Consider the following 15,011-nt stretch of genomic DNA (forward strand, 5'->3'; position numbering starts at 1 on the left):
TGGAAACAAAAGTAGCTCAGGAAGGGCTTGTGTTAACAGAAAGCCAGCTACAGGCTTTAGAGAAAGCGAAAGCAGCGCGAGAGGCACAGGGTGAAATTGAGACCCAGCATCCTGGATACTTATGCGCACAAGATACATATTATGTTGGTCATATTAAAGGGATTGGGAAAATATACCAACAAACGTTTATTGATACCTATTCAAGACTGGCGTTTGCTAAAGTATATACGGAGAAAAACAGTTTAGTTGCTGCGGATATGCTCAATGATAAAGTGATACCATTTTTTGATAATGAGCAGGTAGCGCTTTTACGAATTCTGACGGATAGAGGAAGTGAGTATAACGGTCATAAAGAGCGTCATGCATACGAACTATATCTGAATTTGGAGGATATAGAGCATACGAAAACAAAAGCCTACAGTCCGCAAACGAATGGTATATGTGAGCGGTTCCATAAGACGATGAAGACCGAGTGTTATGATATTATGTTTAGACGTAAAATATATACAGAACTGAAAGAGATACAACAAGATATTGAGCTTTGGCTAGAGTTTTACAATCGGGAAAGAGCACATTCAGGGAAATACTGTTATGGTAAGACACCTTGGCAAACTTGGGTAGAGACAAAAGGACTGGCTAAAGAAAAGCAGCTAGAGAATTTATTTTACTCATCAGACAGTCATTGTATTAGAACGAATGCCGATGAGTAGGTGGTGTCTGTCAGATTAAGTTTAAGCTAGTACACGGCAGCATCATATTGTAGGGTTTCCCAGTATCTCTGGTTACGACAGCCTTCGATTCTGCCGGTGCGATCATAGTAGTAATCGGTCTGCCCGTGTCTGCTGTGTTTTTTGCTTAGTCATCTTCTAAGGCGAATCTAATTGCTTCTTTTACTCTTTTGTTTTTCTTGTTTTTAGGTAAGAATTCTTCGCAATTTAATAGTTTATTGAATTCGTTCTCTCCCAGTATATCCTTGACGTGACATAATATTATATCAAGGCCTGAAACAGGGTCTTTAGCATGATCAGATAGATCCAGCGACAGATACCACTTTTTTAAAAATTTGATTGCCTTGTCTTTATTTATTTTTAACATTAGCTCAAAAGCAGGCAATTGCATTACTTTAGTTTTAATTAAAAATTCAAGTAAAGGCGTAGCTGTTGCAACGTCTGCATGATCAATAAAATCTTGTTTTGCTTTTTCATCTGATATTTCCTTGAGTAAATTATTGTATGCACGTTCATGCTCTAGCAATGTATCAATTAACATGGATTTTTACCTTATACTTTTGTGAATTTATCTCTATATTTTTCTTACTTATAGCACATTTATCTGTCTTCATCTTGCTCTAATGCAAATTTAATGGCTTCTTGGACTCTTTTATTTTTTTTGTTTTTGCGTAAGAGTTCTTTACTGTTTAATACTTTCTCTAGCTCTTCCTTGCCCAGAATATTTTTTATATCCGCAAACATACCCTTTAAGTCTACCACTTGGTCTTTTGCATGATTAGCAAGATCCTGAGACAGATACAGATCTTTTATGAGCGTTAGTGCTTTATCCTTATTAATTTTTAACATTAATTCATACGCAGGTAGCTCTGTACCTAAAACTCTTAATTTAATCAAATTTTCAAGAAGAGATGTAGCAATCGAAACATCTGTATGTTCGATAAAATATTGCTCCTCCTTATCATTTACTATTTCTTTCCATAACTTCTCTTCCGCGTCTTTATACTCTTGTAAAGCATTAATCAGCATTTTTTAACCCGACCTTTATTTATAATTTCATTAGTAGAAATGTTATCCTTAATTTTCCAGTCCATCACTCCTCCCTTAGTTCGTCCTTTTAATTCTACATTTTTACTTTCAGTATTTATATCTACATAGTAATCTGCCCCTAAAGCTCCTGTACTCCTTTTTATGGCATCTCGATTCACAGGTTTAACTTTTACAGAAGTTGCACTTATCCCTCCTCTGCTATCGTTGGGATCAAATGTAAACCCTTCATTTGTAAATATTTTAAATTCCTTTTTAGACATAAAGCGACGAACAAGACCAGGATTTTCAGGTATACCATCTTTAAGTTTACTGCCTGCTAACCCCCACGGATCGACCCAAGTCAACCCATTAGGCGCATACTGATACAGATTAAACCCACCGGCTAAACCAATCGGATCCGGTTGGGTAAAGCGACCTATATCCGGATCATAATACCTGAAGGTATTGTAATGTAAGCCGGTTTCTCTGTCTAAATATTGTCCCTGATATCTGAGATTCTGCTCTATGGGTTCGTGTTCGATTTCATGAATCCGCTTCCCCCATAACTGAAAGCTACATTCCCACAGTATTTTACCGTTTGCATCGGTAAGCTCTTCCGGACAGCCGTTCAGGTCGGTGTGGAAGTACATTACCCTTTCTGGCTCATTACCTCGTTTATCTATCCGCGCCAGTGGTTCGTAGCTGTTCTGATCTGTATAGATATATAGGCTGGTAGGATGATTCGGGCCGGTTTCCTGAATCATTCTTAACCCGTCCCACAGAAAGCGGGTACGGTTGTAGGGTTGGCCTTCGCGGTCTAACTTTTGTTTTTCGATGCGTCTGCCAAGGGCGTCATAGACGTAGCGGTATCGTTCGGTTTTGTTGAGCTGTTCAATGCGTACTTCGCTCAGGCGATGTTCGGCGTCGTAGTGGTAGTGCTGGGTATGGCTGGCGGTTTTGATTACTTTAGTTTCGCTAACTAGAAATTATTTTTTATCCTTTTGTTTTGTTTCTTTTAAATAGAAATCTAAATATTTTTTAGGTCGTTCTTTGAATGCTCGGGCTTTGCCACATTCATATGCTGCATTAAAATATTTATAAGCTTCATCATATTGACCTAATTCATAATAAACCATGCCAAGATCAATATACGGGCCTGTATCAATATCAGAACTTGTAGCTGCAAGCTTAGAATGCGCCCAAATTTTGGCATTTTCATAGTCTTTTAAATTAAAATAAGTTGTATAAAAAGAACCTGATAACCATAAACTGATCAATTCCCATTCTAATTTGGGCTCTGGTAGAAGCGCCCATGCTTTCTGATAATTTTGTAAAGCTGAGGAATAGTTTTTATTTACATTAAAAACATTGCCGTCCTCTACAATAGATATGATACTTTGCTCTAAATCAGGATCCACATTTGAAAGTTCTTTCATACTTATCTCTCTTTATTAAAAATAGGATGATTTTTCAGCTGGTCCAATAAAATCTTCAGGTTTTTTATACGTTTGTCCTAATTTTGCCCCTTGTGAACGATTATGTCTAAAGTATTCTAATTCATAATTATTAGGATCTCTCATAAAACCTCTAACATCTTTAGATTTAGGCCCGTGGAATCCACCTGTCTGATTCCAATATGCAACTGCATCAGTTTTGTGAGCCATATCTGCATCTTTAATATTGTACCATTTTCCATCGGTAGAGCTTTTAAAATACATATCATTACCTTCACCAATAATACGCTTCTCCCCACGCATTCGATTGATAACTTCCTGCCCTGTTTTGCTTTTCTTGCTTGGTGTTCTTCCCATGAATCTAAGACGGCAACTACTCCACCCCCACGGGTCAATCCAAGTCAACCCATTAGGCGCATACTGATACAGGTTAAACCCACCCAGCAACCCAATCGGGTCTGGCTGAGTAAATCTACCTATATCCGGATCATAATACCTGAAAGTATTGTAATGTAGGCCGGTTTCTCTGTCTAAATATTGTCCCTGATATCTGAGGTTTTGCTCTACTGATTCGTGTTCGATTTCATGAATCCGCTTTCCCCATAACTGAAAGCTACATTCCCACAGTATTTTACCGTTTTCGTCGGTCAGCTCTTCCGGACAACCGTTCAGGTCAGTGTGGAAGTAGCGGATATGTTGTTCTTGGTTGCCGTCTGTATCTATCCGCGCCAGTGGTTCGTAGCTGTTCTGGTCGGTATAGATATACAGGCTGGTAGGATGATTCGGGCCGGTTTCCTGAATCATTCTTAACCCGTCCCACAGAAAGCGGGTACGGTTGTAGGGTTTGCCTTCACGGTCTAGCTGATGCTTTTCAATACGCCGGCCAAGGGCATCGTAAACATACCCATAACGCTGGCTGCGGCCTGTTTGCTCAATGCGTACTTCGCTCAGGCGGTGGTCGGCGTCGTAGTGATAGTGCTGGGTTGCGCCGATGGTCTGTTTGGTCTGGGTTCTGCCGTGCTCGTCATAGCGGTAGTGGTGGCTTCTGAAATGCAGGAGCTGGTTACAGCGAATCAGGTTGTAGTTGCTGTAGTCTTCTCGGTATTTGCTGTCCAACAGGTTGGCGGCCGCATCGTATTGCAGGGTTTCCCAGTATCTTTGGTTACGACAGCCTTCGATTCTGCCGGTGTGATCATAGCGGTAATCGGTCTGCCCGTGTTTGCTGTGTTTTTTGCTTACCAGCCGGTCGAGGTTGTCGTACTGGTAGCTGCGTTCGATGAGGATATCGGGCAGGATGGGGTTCTGATTGCGCTGTATCTGTTTGCGTTGCAGCCGGCTGTTGCGGTCGTATTTGAACTGGGTGTTCAAGCGTCCCTGAGTGCGTAATACTTCGCGGTACAGGTTGTCGCGTTCGATGTCGCTGATGATGTTGCCATCGATATTTATCTGGTGCAGGTGGCCGGAGCCGTAATAGAGGCTGTTGATGGTGCGCCCATCCGGCAGAGTGGTGGCAATGCGGTTGCCCAGTGGGTCGCAGTAATAGTGTAACAGGCTGCTCTAGGTACCGGTTCTTCTTAACTAGCCACTAATCTTTGTTATTATTAAATAATTAGTTGATTAATTAATGGATGAGCAAAAAAATTAGAGTAATTTTGCCAAATTTATATTTACGTTCTAAATGTATCATTATTTCGATAATAATTTATTTCATCAATCAGCCATTTATTATCATGCTCAAAGTCTGATTTATTTTGGATTATATAGTCTAATGAACCAACCAGCATCCATCCTCTTAAATTTAATCCTTTAACGACAAGAGGCATTTCCATATCTTCTTCATCAAGATATATCTCATCGTCATCTAAATTTTGAATATAATCCCATGGAATATAATAAAACTCTGTATGTTCTGGATTACTATTCCACGAATTTAAATTTGCATAAATCCATTCTCCTTGGTCTAGAAGAGAAAGGTTCTTTATTAATTCATATATAGATTTAAAACTATTCATTGGTATCCTCAAATTTTATCTACAAGACGAACCACCGCCCCATGACTTCCTTCCTCCATAGCCTTTAGGGTGATAATCAAGATGTCTAGAGTTATGATCTTTCTTGTCAACTAACTGCAATAACCCACCGACTCTTTCATGATGGTGCCATGTAGTTGACCAACCAATCCCAGTCGGTGCTTTCCCAGGGAAAGCTCCTCGTTTGCCTGGTGAAACTTTCTCAAAAATTCCTGGATATTTACTTTCAAGAGAAGCCTTAAGTTGAGGATCGTTTTTCATTCGATAATAAAGTTGTCGATTAGCTTCTTGGAAATGTTTCCTATCACTCATACGATACATATCTTTCGGTAAGTAAGCTTCGTCATAAACGTTATATACACCAGGGGCATTTATACTTGCTAACCCCCACGGATCAATCCAAGTCAACCCATTGGGCGCATACTGATACAGATTAAACCCACCGGCTAAACCAATCGGATCCGGTTGGGTAAAGCGGCCTATATCCGGATCATAATACCTGAACGTATTGTAATGTAAACCAGTTTCTCTGTCTAAATATTGTCCCTGATATCTGAGATTCTGCTCTATGGGTTCGTGTTCGATTTCATGAATCCGCTTCCCCCATAACTGAAAGCTACATTCCCAGAGTAATTCGCCGTTTGCATCGGTAAGCTCTTCCGGACAGCCGTTCAGGTCGGTGTGGAAGTAGCGGATATGTTGTTCTTGGTTGCCGTCTGTGTCTATCCGTGCCAGTGGTTCGTAGCTGTTCTGGTCGGTATAGATATACAGGCTGGTGGGGTGATTTGGACCAGTTTCCTGAATCATTCTTAACCCGTCCCACAGGAAGCGGGTACGGTTGTAGGGTTTGCCTTCGCGGTCTATCTGATGTTTTTCGATACGTCTGCCAAGGGCGTCATAGAGGTAGCGGTATCGTTCGGTTTTGTTGAGTTGTTCAATGCGTACTTCGCTCAGGCGGTGGTCGGCGTCGTAGTGGTAGTGCTGGGTGGCGCTAATGGTCTGTTTACTGGCAGTTCTGCCGTGCTCGTCATAGCGGTAGTGGGTGCTGTGGCCGGCGGGGTCGGTATAGCTCTATAATTAGCTAGTAGTATTTAATAATATGGAACATATAACATAATTTTCTATGTGATTATTGTCCTAAGTATGGGATATTTACAATCGCATTCTCCAAATATTTAATCTCCAGGTTTTTCCCAGTATTTTGTTTTTTCTATTGCTCTTTCAATGTCGTCCATATCATCGTCTCCAAGTTCACGATTAAACTTATGTAATAATATCCCTCTAGCAACAAGTAACTGATTAGCAATTCTATTTTTTATAATGAAGTGTGCAATTTCTTTTTTAAAGTCACATTCTCCATCTTTAGTATTTATTTTTTCTTCATAATAGTGTCCAATTTGATTTAATGAGATAACAAAGTAATTAATAGTTTTTATAATTTCAATAGCTTCTTTTCCTGTTAGTACTATACTTTCATTATCTTTCAATAACATATCACTTCCTTTGAACTATTTTTGCATTTTCTGACAAGGTTATATCCCCCTTAACTGTTAGCTCTTTTGTATGATAAGCAGGATTAGTTTTCCATTCTAATCGCGAGGATAAGACGTCAGTTTCAATATAATCTCTGCCTTTACCTGGTTTAATCCCGTATTTATCTTCAGCTTTTATCTGACTTAATGGTTTTTTATTAGCTGGTTCTACATAAACTCGCCCATTATCTTTAGCCCTGATTACTCCGTCTTGTTTAATAGCATTTGATCCCTTGCGGTTTGTATAGTGGCGTACTCGTGTTGTACCACCACAAGTTAATCCCCACGGATCGACCCAAGTCAACCCATTAGGCGCATACTGATACAGATTAAATCCACCCAGCAGCCCAATCGGGTCTGGCTGAGTAAATCTACCTATATCCGGATCATAATACCTGAAAGTATTGTAATGTAAGCCGGTTTCCCTGTCTAAATATTGTCCCTGATATCTGAGGTTTTGTTGGATGGGGATATGTTCGATTTCATGAATCCGTTTTCCCCATAGCTGAAAGCTGCATTCCCACAGTATTTCGCCGTTTGCATCGGTTAACTCTTCCGGGCAGCCGTTCAGGTCGGTGTGGAAGTACATTACCCTTTCTGGGTCATTACCTCGTTTATCTATCCGCGCCAGTGGTTCGTAGCTGTTCTGGTCGGTATAGATATACAGGCTAGTGGGGTGATTCGGGCCGGTTTCCTGAATCATTCTTAACCCGTCCCACAGGAAGCGGGTACGGTTGTAGGGTTTGCCTTCGCGGTCTATCTGATGCTTTTCGATACGCCGGCCTAAGGCGTCATAAACATAGCCGTAACGCTGACTGCGGCCTGTTTGTTCGATGCGTACTTCGCTTAGACGGTGTTCGGCATCGTAATGATAGTGCTGGGTAGCACCGATGGTCTGTTTGGTCTGGGTTCTGCCGTGCTCATCATAGCTGTAGTGGTGCCCTCTGAAATGCAGGAGCTGGTTACAGCGAATCAGGTTGTGATTGCTGTAGTCTTCTCTGTATTTGCTGTCCAGCAGGTTGGCAGCGGCATCGTATTGCAGGGTTTCCCAGTATCTCTGATTACGACAGCCTTCGATTCTGCCGGTGTGATCATAGCGGTAATCGGTCTGGCCGTGTTTGCTGTGTTTTTTGCTTACCAATCGGTCGAGGTTGTCGTACTGGTAGCTGCGTTCGATGAGGATATCGGGCAGGATGGGGTTCTGATTGCGCTGTATCTGTTTGCGTTGCAGCCGGCTGTTGCGGTCGTATTTGAACTGGGTGTTCAGGCGTCCCTGGGTGCGTAATATTTCGCGGTGCAGGTTGTCGCGTTCGATGTCGCTGATGATATGGCCATCGATGTTTATCTGGTGCAGGTGGCCGGAACCGTAATAGAGGTTGTTGATGGTGCGCCCATCCGGCAAGGTGGTGGCGATGCGGTTGCCCAGTGGGTCGTACTGGTGGCTGAGGGTGCCCTGTGCGGTGGTTTCGCTCAGCAGGTTACCCAGTAGATCGTAGCTGAAGGTGATGAGGTCGGGCTCTGCCTCTGCGGGCAGGCCGGCTTTCTTGTAGCCAACGTTGATAAGGTTGTCGGCTTTGTCGTACTGGTAGGCGGTGGTGCCGTCGGTGGTGTATTTGCCGATGAGGCGGCCGATGGCATCGCGTTTGAAGCGGTGGGTAATTTCGGCACTGCTGCCGGCAGCAAAGTGCACGGCGCTGACGTTGTCCAGTGCATCGTAGCTGTATTTCTGTTTACGCCCGTCCAGATCGGTCTGTTCGATTAAGCGGTCGGCGGCATCATATTGAAACTGGTAGTGTTCGCCGTTTTCGTTGATAAGGGTGTTAAGGCGGCCATAGGCGTCGTAGTTAAAGCCGAGTTTGCGTCCGGCAGCATCAATGCGGGTATGCACCAGTCCGCGCGGGTCGCGCTGGTAGTGGGTGCTGTGGCCGGCAGGGTCGGTATAGGTCAGTAGCTGGCCGGCACTGTTGACACGGTAGTGTTCCTGTCTGCCGTCGGTTAAGGTAACGCCAGTAAGCTGGCCGGCAGCGTTGTACTTGTATTTGCTGCTGTTGCATTGGGCGTCGGAGATGGCACTGAGATTGTTGTACTGGTCGTAATTCAGTTCGGTGATGGTGCCGGAGCAGTCTCTATGCTGAATCAGTTGGCCGTTCTGATTCCAGCGCAGGTATTTTTTGCCACCGCGGGCATCGGTGATCTGAACTATCTGGCCATGCAGGTCGTACTGGTAGTGGGTACGCTGCTTTAGAGGATCGATAACACTGCGCAGGTTGCCGCGCTGGTCGTAGTAGTACCGCCAGGTGCTGCCATCGGGGTCGACGCTGATGGTGGGTAAAGCCCAGTGCGGCAGCCACTGGGTCTGAGTGGTACGGCCGAGGGGATCGGTTTCTGTGGTTTCGCGTCCCTGTTCGTCATAGCTGTAGCGCCATTTCCCGCCTTGGGGATTGGTGACGCTGACCAGTTGCTGGTCTTCGTTCCACTCAAATTCGGTAGTCTGGCCGAGGGGGTCGATGTAGCGGGTGATTTGGTAGACTTCGTTCCAGTAATGCTGACTTACTCGACCGAGGCTGTCATATACAGTGGTGAGACGTTGTTCGAGATCATACTGGAAACGGTAGTCTTCCAGACGTTTACCGTCGGCTTCGCTCCAGTGGCGGATAACGCGCCATGCGGTTTCTGCTGGCCCGTCGAAGTGCTGCCACTGGTAATAGCACTGCAAACCAGTGGGCAGGCGGTGGTAGTTCATGCGCCGGCCGTTGTCGTAGGCAAATTCTCTGGTGGGGCGGTTTTCAGCATCGATGACCTGTTGTAAATCGCCCTGTTCGTTGTAGTGGTACTGGCTCAGTAGCTGGCTGCTGCCATTGGCTAGTTCCCGTTTGATGTGGGTGACGCGCTGGGGATGGTGTTTATCCTGATAGTGCAGGGAGATGATGGCAGCCTTGCTGTCGTCACTGATGTGGCTGATGCGGCTGTGCTGATCACGGTAGATAAACAGGTGGTTGTCGTTGCGGTCTTGCAGCAGGGTAAGGTAGAGGCGATTGGGCTGGTTGGGATCGGGTTCAAACAGGCGGTAGGTGCCGTCGTCATCTTCGATCACCCAGCGATTCTGTTCGCCACGGCGGATGCTGATATTTTCACTGACGATGCGGATACCTTCACCCGGCTGCAAGGCTTCGATTTCGATGCGCCGTCCCTGTTCGTTGATGTAGAAGGCGGTGCAGGAGCCGTCTGACTGCGGATTGATTTCCATTTCTACTTCATAAGGGACGCTCCAGCCGGCACCAAACATGTTGTGGGTGCGGGTATCGATGCTGCTGTAAAAACGCTGCCATTCGATGGGGAAATGGGCGGGTATGGTGAAGTCGAGCTCTTCGGTGCCGGTAAGGAGTTTGGCACCGGTGGGCAGGTGAACGGGGTTACCGCGGGTTACGGCTTTGGTCGCGCTGGCGATGACATAGCTGGTGGCGCCATTAATGGCGAGGTTGACCAGCAGACAGCCAATTTGGACACATCTTTTATTAGGGCGCTTAAGGGAGGCTAATATGCCAACGCCTAAGGATATGGGGTGTTTGCCACTGCGGATCGGGCGCACGACGATGGGTTCACCACCGATGCGTACGTTGTTGGAAACTCTGACGCCACCCTCGCAGTTGTCAGTAACTTTGGCTTCGCAGGTGCTGCGGTCGTTGCTGCGTACGGCAGGCTGGCTGTTGATGTAGACTTTGCTGGAACCTTCGGCCATGTATTCATATGTACCGGGTAGATGTGGATGCTTGGCACAGGTGATTTTGTCGTTATCTTTGGGTACTGCCCGTGGATCAGCTGTAGCTACGGTAGGTCTGAAAATTTCTTTGGCCATTTCCCACAAACCACTGAGTATGCCTGCGGCTATGTCGAGGAATTCTGTGGGCTGTTGTGGTTGTTCGCCGTCATCGGTCAGTTCGATGCTTGGGTCTATTGTGCCCGCGGCGCGAGCTGCCGGTTTGCTGTTGATACGGGTATTGGGTGAGCCGGTGGTGATTTTGCCATCTTCGTTGAGAGGAAAGATGCTACTGACCCAGTCGGCGAGATTAGATACGACATTATCGCCGCCGGTCATGGCCATGACGATGCCTACGACAAGGCTTAATGCCAGTCCGCCGGTGGTTATGGTGCCAAAAACGAGGAAGCCTGCGGCCGCGGTAATGGCGGCGTAGGTGGCGATTTCTACGGCGGCGCCAACGATGTCTGCAAGCATGGAGGTGTGTAAAAGGATGTCTCCCTCGCGGGCAGCCCAGTAGGCTTCTCCCATGCTTATGTCTCCTTTGGTTGATAAACACAGTTTGTTACCAGTTTATTGCTTTAGTATTTCATGGTTTGGTTTAATTTTGTTAAATTAAAATTATTAAATTAGTTTATTTGTTGATTTATATTAATTTGTATTTATTTTTAGGTAATTTTTGTGTTGTATTTTATCAACGGTGTAGATGATTGAGTGCTGGAAATAATAAAAGCAGCTTTCCGGTAAGGGGTTAGCTGCTTTGGTGTGCTTATTGGTTAACCTGGGCAGTTAGTTCTCGTGTTTCATGGAAACGGATATCTGGCCAGCACTCTTGTTACTGCACGGCATAAAAAACCGGACAGGCGTTGTCTGTCCGGTGTGTGATTTCAGAAAAACGAATTGAGTCCGAGAAAAATCAGCACAGAAAGTAGGGCAGCAGATGGCAGGGTAATTATCCAGGCCAGTGCTATGGGTTTCATTAGCTTCCAGTTGGCATTGTGATTAACCAAACCAATACCTAATACGGCACCAACCAGAATGTGTGTACTGGATACTGGTAATCCCATTAGTGTAGCCAGCATCACAATTGCAGCTGAAGACAGCTCTGCGGTGAAACCGGATGCTGGGTGCATTTTGGCCAGATTGGTACCCACTGTCTGAATAACTTCTTTGCCGATAAACCACAAGCCGACAATCAGGGCAACACCAAAAGTTATCATTACTGGTGCTGGAATCGGGGTATTGGTATCCATGCCGATATCACCGGTACGGATAATATCCATAATGGCTGCGAAAGGGCCTACTGCATTGGAAATATCATTGGCACCATGACTGAACGCGAAACCGGCGGCCGTAAATACCTGCATCCAGCTGAACATCAGAAAGGTGGATTTGCTCAAATCCTTACGCTTCAGTGTTTTGGCGTAAATGAATGTGGCCATCCAGATAAGTGCGCCTATCATGATGATTAACAGAAAATTGGTAACCACAGACAAGCCAAGATGCAGATTGGTTAACCCTTTAAATAACAGCATAGCGGTAATCATCATGCCGCCACAGGCTGAAATTAAAGGTACCCAGCTATGTAGTGCTTTGAAAGCATCAATACTGTTTTTACGGCTTTCGATATCAGCCAGCCCTTTATAATAATCTGATTCCAGCTCTTCTGTGCTGTAATCAGGGTCGCTATAATTTTCGGCATCTCGGGCAATTGCTGAAGAAATCCTGATTTTTTCTGTTTCGCTTAAGTGTTCAAACCAGGCTTTGTGTTTTTCTTTATATGCTTTTTTTTCCTGTTTGATTTGCTTCAGGGCAATGCTCATGCGGTCGTTATAATCGAGTACATGTTTTTTTATCTGGCTAAAGAGGATAAATGACAAAGCTCCGCCTAAAACCGGAGAAATCACCCACGATAGGCCAATTTCACCCATTTTATTCCACTGGATTAGATCTAAAGCGCTGCTGTTACCAGTTACCAGATAGCCCAGACACAACCCGCCTCCAACCAATCCACCAATCAGGGAATGTGTGGTGGAGACCGGTAGGCCTTTTTTCGAAGCAATCAGCAGCCAGATAGCCGCAGCCAGCAATGCAGCCAGCATGACGTTAATGCATTGTGATGGTGCCAAATGCATGGCACCAAGGTCTATAATACCGTGACGAATGGTTTTGGTAACTTCACCGCCGGCAATTACTGCACCTGATACTTCAAAAACTGCGGCGATACCCAGTGCCTGTGGTATTGTAAGGGTTCCTGCACCTACGCTGGTGCCAAAGGAGTTGGCAACATCATTACCGCCGATATTGAATGCCATGAAGGCGCCAAACAGGGTAGCAATGATGAATAACAGCGGAGAGTGATGATTGGTGTAACCCAGTCCCCAATAGATAAAGTAGGCAATTGTGCCAAGTAACAGCGCTGCAAAAGTGTAATTAACCCGCATAATCAGGGGTGAGCGTACAGAGGATGTGTCTGAGGCCATAATGTATTTATAAAGTGAAAAATTCAGAATAAATATATGCTACCGTTACAGAACGGAGGCAGTGCTGTGTGAAAAACTGTCATTATAAAGATTTTTATTTCAAAAGGAGTAAATTATGTTTTCAAATTCGTTTTTACCTATAGCTGCTCCCCTGAAGTTTTATGCTGTTGTTCCCTCTGCGGATTGGGTAGCTCGAATGGTGGATGCAGGTGCCAATACTGTACAGCTACGTAATAAGACCGCGATTGGCTCTACATTGTACCGTGAAATTGAGCGTAGTGTAGCCTATGCAAAAGATTCGCCTACGCAATTATTTATCAATGACTTCTGGTGGGAGGCTGTAGACTGTGGTGCCTATGGGGTACATCTGGGACAGGAAGACTTGGAAAGTGCTGATCTGGTTATGATTCAAAGTGCTGGTTTGCGGTTAGGTGTAAGCACACATTCTACTGATGAGTTGACAAAAGCATTAGCAGTAAAACCAAGTTATGTTGCTTGTGGCGCAGTTTTTCCCACTAAAACCAAAACTATGCCCAGCCAACCGCAGGGTTTGGACAAGCTCAGACAATACGTTGTTCAGGCTGGTAGTACGCCAACGGTTGCCATTGGCGGTATTGACTTGAGTAATGCTCGCGAAGTATTGGCTACTGGCGTAAGTTCGCTAGCAGTGGTACGGGCTGTCACTGAAGCAGCTGAACCAGAAAAAACAGTTAAGGCTTTTCAGGCGCTTTGGCAGGAATAAAGACAGCCTGCCAGTAAATCCTTGGGAATCTAAGATTGTAAGCATAATTTACTGGGACTCAAACCGCTTTAGGAATATTGATATTTACAGGTACATTATTTAGGGCAGAATGGATATAAAACCGTAATAATCGCTATAAAGCAAAATATATCAGCTATACTGGTAGCAGGATTTTCCTGATTTCCTGATAATCTGCTGCTGCCAATTGTTATGTCAAAATTATTTCTTTCCGAACCAGAAACATCGAAAACAGCTATAGGTGTTTTACTACTCAATCTGGGCACGCCCACAGCGCCTACACCTCAGGCAGTGCGCCCCTATTTACGTGAATTTTTATCTGACCAGCGCGTTGTTGAATTGCCGCGTTGTTTATGGCAGCTAATTTTGCGCGGGATTGTTCTGCCTATTCGTGGACGTAAAAGTGCCCATGCTTACAGCACTATCTGGCAGGATAGCGGCTCGCCGTTATTGACCGGTACCCAGTCTCTTACCACAGCGTTAGCCAAAATCATGCCCAAGGGCATTATTACCCGTTTTGCCATGACTTATGGGCAGCCTAGCGTGGTTAATGTTTTGCAGGAAATGAAACAGCAGGGTGTGCAACGTTTGCTGGTATTACCGTTATATCCGCAATATGCAGGCTCCAGTAGTGGTGCTGCACTTGATCAGGTATGGCGGGTGATGCTTAAGCAGCGTGTGCAAATGGCGGTGCGCAGTATCACCAGCTTTTATGCTGACAGCAATTATATAAAAACACTGGCCAGACATATTCAGGCATACTGGCAGCAACATGGGCGAGGGCAGTGTTTATTACTGAGTTATCATGGGATTCCACAGGCGCAGCATCAGGCCGGAGACGAGTATGTTGAGCATTGCACCACTACAACCCGTTTGCTGGTGGCTGAGCTTGGACTGCAAGAAAGTGAATATCGACTGGCATTTCAGAGCCGTTTTGGTTACGCGCCATGGGTAGGCCCAAGTACACAGGATTTACTTATCCAGTTACCTCAGACTGGAATAAGCAGCCTCGATATAGTTTGCCCGGGCTTTGTTACCGATTGTCTGGAAACACTAGAAGAAATTAATATTCGCGGCAAAGCAGATTTTCTGGCGCATGGCGGAAAGCAATTTCAGTATATTCCATGCATGAATAGTGAACAGGAATGGGTAGAAATATTGGCACCATTGGTTAGGCAGCATTTACAGGGTTGGCTGTAATCACATATCGATATCTGTATTAGATAATAAATACGCCA

15 protein-coding genes are annotated in these 15,011 nt (G+C 45.0%); 5 read left to right on the top strand and 10 right to left on the bottom strand.

Annotated features, from left to right (window positions below; genetic code table 11):
* Nucleotides 1–710: integrase core domain-containing protein (locus tag BGI33_RS07570; protein ID WP_218965170.1), on the top strand; the 710-nt coding region annotated here is incomplete at its 5' end.
* Nucleotides 711–855: 145 nt separating this feature from the next.
* On the opposite strand, the gene BGI33_RS07575 is transcribed toward BGI33_RS07570, so the two are convergent.
* Genes BGI33_RS07575 through BGI33_RS07585 form a run of 3 tightly spaced genes read right to left on the bottom strand, consistent with a single transcriptional unit; the run spans nt 856 to nt 2,521 of the window.
* Complete coding sequence (locus BGI33_RS07575) at nt 856–1,269, bottom strand: hypothetical protein (protein ID WP_100090618.1); 414 nt, start codon at nt 1,267–1,269, stop codon at nt 856–858.
* A gap of 59 nt (nt 1,270–1,328) precedes the next feature.
* A complete protein-coding gene (locus tag BGI33_RS07580) occupies nt 1,329–1,757 on the bottom strand; it encodes a hypothetical protein (RefSeq protein ID WP_100090619.1) in 429 nt (142 codons plus the stop codon).
* Nucleotides 1,751–2,521 carry an RHS repeat domain-containing protein gene (locus tag BGI33_RS07585; protein ID WP_218965171.1) on the bottom strand — a complete coding sequence of 257 codons (771 nt, stop codon included), beginning with the start codon at nt 2,519–2,521 and terminating at the stop codon, nt 1,751–1,753. Before BGI33_RS07585 ends, BGI33_RS07580 begins: the two co-directional genes overlap by 7 nt.
* Nucleotides 2,522–2,581: 60 nt before the next feature.
* Here BGI33_RS07585 and BGI33_RS13465 point away from each other — a divergent pair, with 60 nt between their 5' ends.
* Complete coding sequence (locus BGI33_RS13465) at nt 2,582–2,740, top strand: hypothetical protein (RefSeq protein ID WP_218965172.1); 159 nt, start codon at nt 2,582–2,584, stop codon at nt 2,738–2,740.
* A gap of 3 nt (nt 2,741–2,743) precedes the next feature.
* On the opposite strand, the gene BGI33_RS07590 is transcribed toward BGI33_RS13465, so the two are convergent.
* The 4 genes from BGI33_RS07590 to BGI33_RS14005 all read right to left on the bottom strand — a co-directional run bounded on the left by BGI33_RS07590 (nt 2,744) and on the right by BGI33_RS14005 (nt 6,048).
* Nucleotides 2,744–3,193, bottom strand: a complete 450-nt coding sequence (locus tag BGI33_RS07590; RefSeq protein ID WP_100090621.1) for a tetratricopeptide repeat protein — start codon at nt 3,191–3,193, stop codon at nt 2,744–2,746.
* A 15-nt stretch (nt 3,194–3,208) separates the two neighbouring features.
* A complete protein-coding gene (locus BGI33_RS07595; protein WP_100090622.1) occupies nt 3,209–4,579 on the bottom strand; it encodes an RHS repeat-associated core domain-containing protein in 1,371 nt (456 codons plus the stop codon).
* A 299-nt stretch (nt 4,580–4,878) separates the two neighbouring features.
* A complete protein-coding gene (locus BGI33_RS07600; RefSeq protein ID WP_100090623.1) occupies nt 4,879–5,223 on the bottom strand; it encodes a hypothetical protein in 345 nt (114 codons plus the stop codon).
* Nucleotides 5,224–5,238: 15 nt separating this feature from the next.
* On the bottom strand, nt 5,239–6,048 hold the full coding sequence (locus BGI33_RS14005) for an RHS repeat-associated core domain-containing protein (protein ID WP_180298973.1): 810 nt from the start codon (nt 6,046–6,048) through the stop codon (nt 5,239–5,241).
* 60 nt (nt 6,049–6,108) lie between these two features.
* On the opposite strand from BGI33_RS14005, the gene BGI33_RS13165 reads away from it, so the two are divergent.
* On the top strand, nt 6,109–6,318 hold the full coding sequence (locus BGI33_RS13165) for a hypothetical protein (protein ID WP_180298974.1): 210 nt from the start codon (nt 6,109–6,111) through the stop codon (nt 6,316–6,318).
* A gap of 98 nt (nt 6,319–6,416) precedes the next feature.
* On the opposite strand, the gene BGI33_RS07610 is transcribed toward BGI33_RS13165, so the two are convergent.
* The 3 genes from BGI33_RS07610 to BGI33_RS07620 form a co-directional block, all read right to left on the bottom strand.
* On the bottom strand, nt 6,417–6,734 hold the full coding sequence (locus BGI33_RS07610) for a hypothetical protein (RefSeq protein WP_100090625.1): 318 nt from the start codon (nt 6,732–6,734) through the stop codon (nt 6,417–6,419).
* A 1-nt stretch (nt 6,735) separates the two neighbouring features.
* A complete protein-coding gene (locus BGI33_RS07615; protein ID WP_100090626.1) occupies nt 6,736–11,061 on the bottom strand; it encodes an RHS repeat-associated core domain-containing protein in 4,326 nt (1,441 codons plus the stop codon).
* Between the two features lie 356 nt (nt 11,062–11,417).
* Nucleotides 11,418–13,013 (bottom strand): inorganic phosphate transporter, encoded by a 1,596-nt coding sequence (locus BGI33_RS07620; protein ID WP_100090627.1) that lies wholly within the window; start codon nt 13,011–13,013, stop codon nt 11,418–11,420.
* 115 nt (nt 13,014–13,128) lie between these two features.
* Here BGI33_RS07620 and thiE point away from each other — a divergent pair, with 115 nt between their 5' ends.
* Both thiE and hemH read left to right on the top strand, forming a co-directional pair.
* Complete coding sequence (gene thiE, locus BGI33_RS07625; protein ID WP_100090628.1) at nt 13,129–13,755, top strand: thiamine phosphate synthase; 627 nt, start codon at nt 13,129–13,131, stop codon at nt 13,753–13,755.
* A gap of 210 nt (nt 13,756–13,965) precedes the next feature.
* Complete coding sequence (gene hemH, locus BGI33_RS07630; protein WP_100090629.1) at nt 13,966–14,973, top strand: ferrochelatase; 1,008 nt, start codon at nt 13,966–13,968, stop codon at nt 14,971–14,973.
* The last annotated feature ends 38 nt before the right edge of the window (nt 14,974–15,011 follow it).

Origin of the sequence: Snodgrassella alvi, assembly GCF_002777425.1 — a bacterium.
GTDB classification, from domain to species: domain Bacteria; phylum Pseudomonadota; class Gammaproteobacteria; order Burkholderiales; family Neisseriaceae; genus Snodgrassella; species Snodgrassella alvi_B.

Coding starts and splice junctions, on each gene's coding strand:
- BGI33_RS07610 (WP_100090625.1), bottom strand. CDS start 6,734: ATGTTATTGAAAGATAATGAAAGTATAGTACTAACAGGAAAAGAAGCT.
- BGI33_RS14005 (WP_180298973.1), bottom strand. CDS start 6,048: ATGATTCAGGAAACTGGTCCAAATCACCCCACCAGCCTGTATATCTAT.
- BGI33_RS07620 (WP_100090627.1), bottom strand. CDS start 13,013: ATGGCCTCAGACACATCCTCTGTACGCTCACCCCTGATTATGCGGGTT.
- BGI33_RS07580 (WP_100090619.1), bottom strand. CDS start 1,757: ATGCTGATTAATGCTTTACAAGAGTATAAAGACGCGGAAGAGAAGTTA.
- BGI33_RS13165 (WP_180298974.1), top strand. CDS start 6,109: ATGTTTTTCGATACGTCTGCCAAGGGCGTCATAGAGGTAGCGGTATCG.
- BGI33_RS07600 (WP_100090623.1), bottom strand. CDS start 5,223: ATGAATAGTTTTAAATCTATATATGAATTAATAAAGAACCTTTCTCTT.
- BGI33_RS07575 (WP_100090618.1), bottom strand. CDS start 1,269: ATGTTAATTGATACATTGCTAGAGCATGAACGTGCATACAATAATTTA.
- BGI33_RS07590 (WP_100090621.1), bottom strand. CDS start 3,193: ATGAAAGAACTTTCAAATGTGGATCCTGATTTAGAGCAAAGTATCATA.
- thiE (WP_100090628.1), top strand. CDS start 13,129: ATGTTTTCAAATTCGTTTTTACCTATAGCTGCTCCCCTGAAGTTTTAT.
- hemH (WP_100090629.1), top strand. CDS start 13,966: ATGTCAAAATTATTTCTTTCCGAACCAGAAACATCGAAAACAGCTATA.
- BGI33_RS07585 (WP_218965171.1), bottom strand. CDS start 2,521: ATGATTCAGGAAACCGGCCCGAATCATCCTACCAGCCTATATATCTAT.
- BGI33_RS07615 (WP_100090626.1), bottom strand. CDS start 11,061: ATGGGAGAAGCCTACTGGGCTGCCCGCGAGGGAGACATCCTTTTACAC.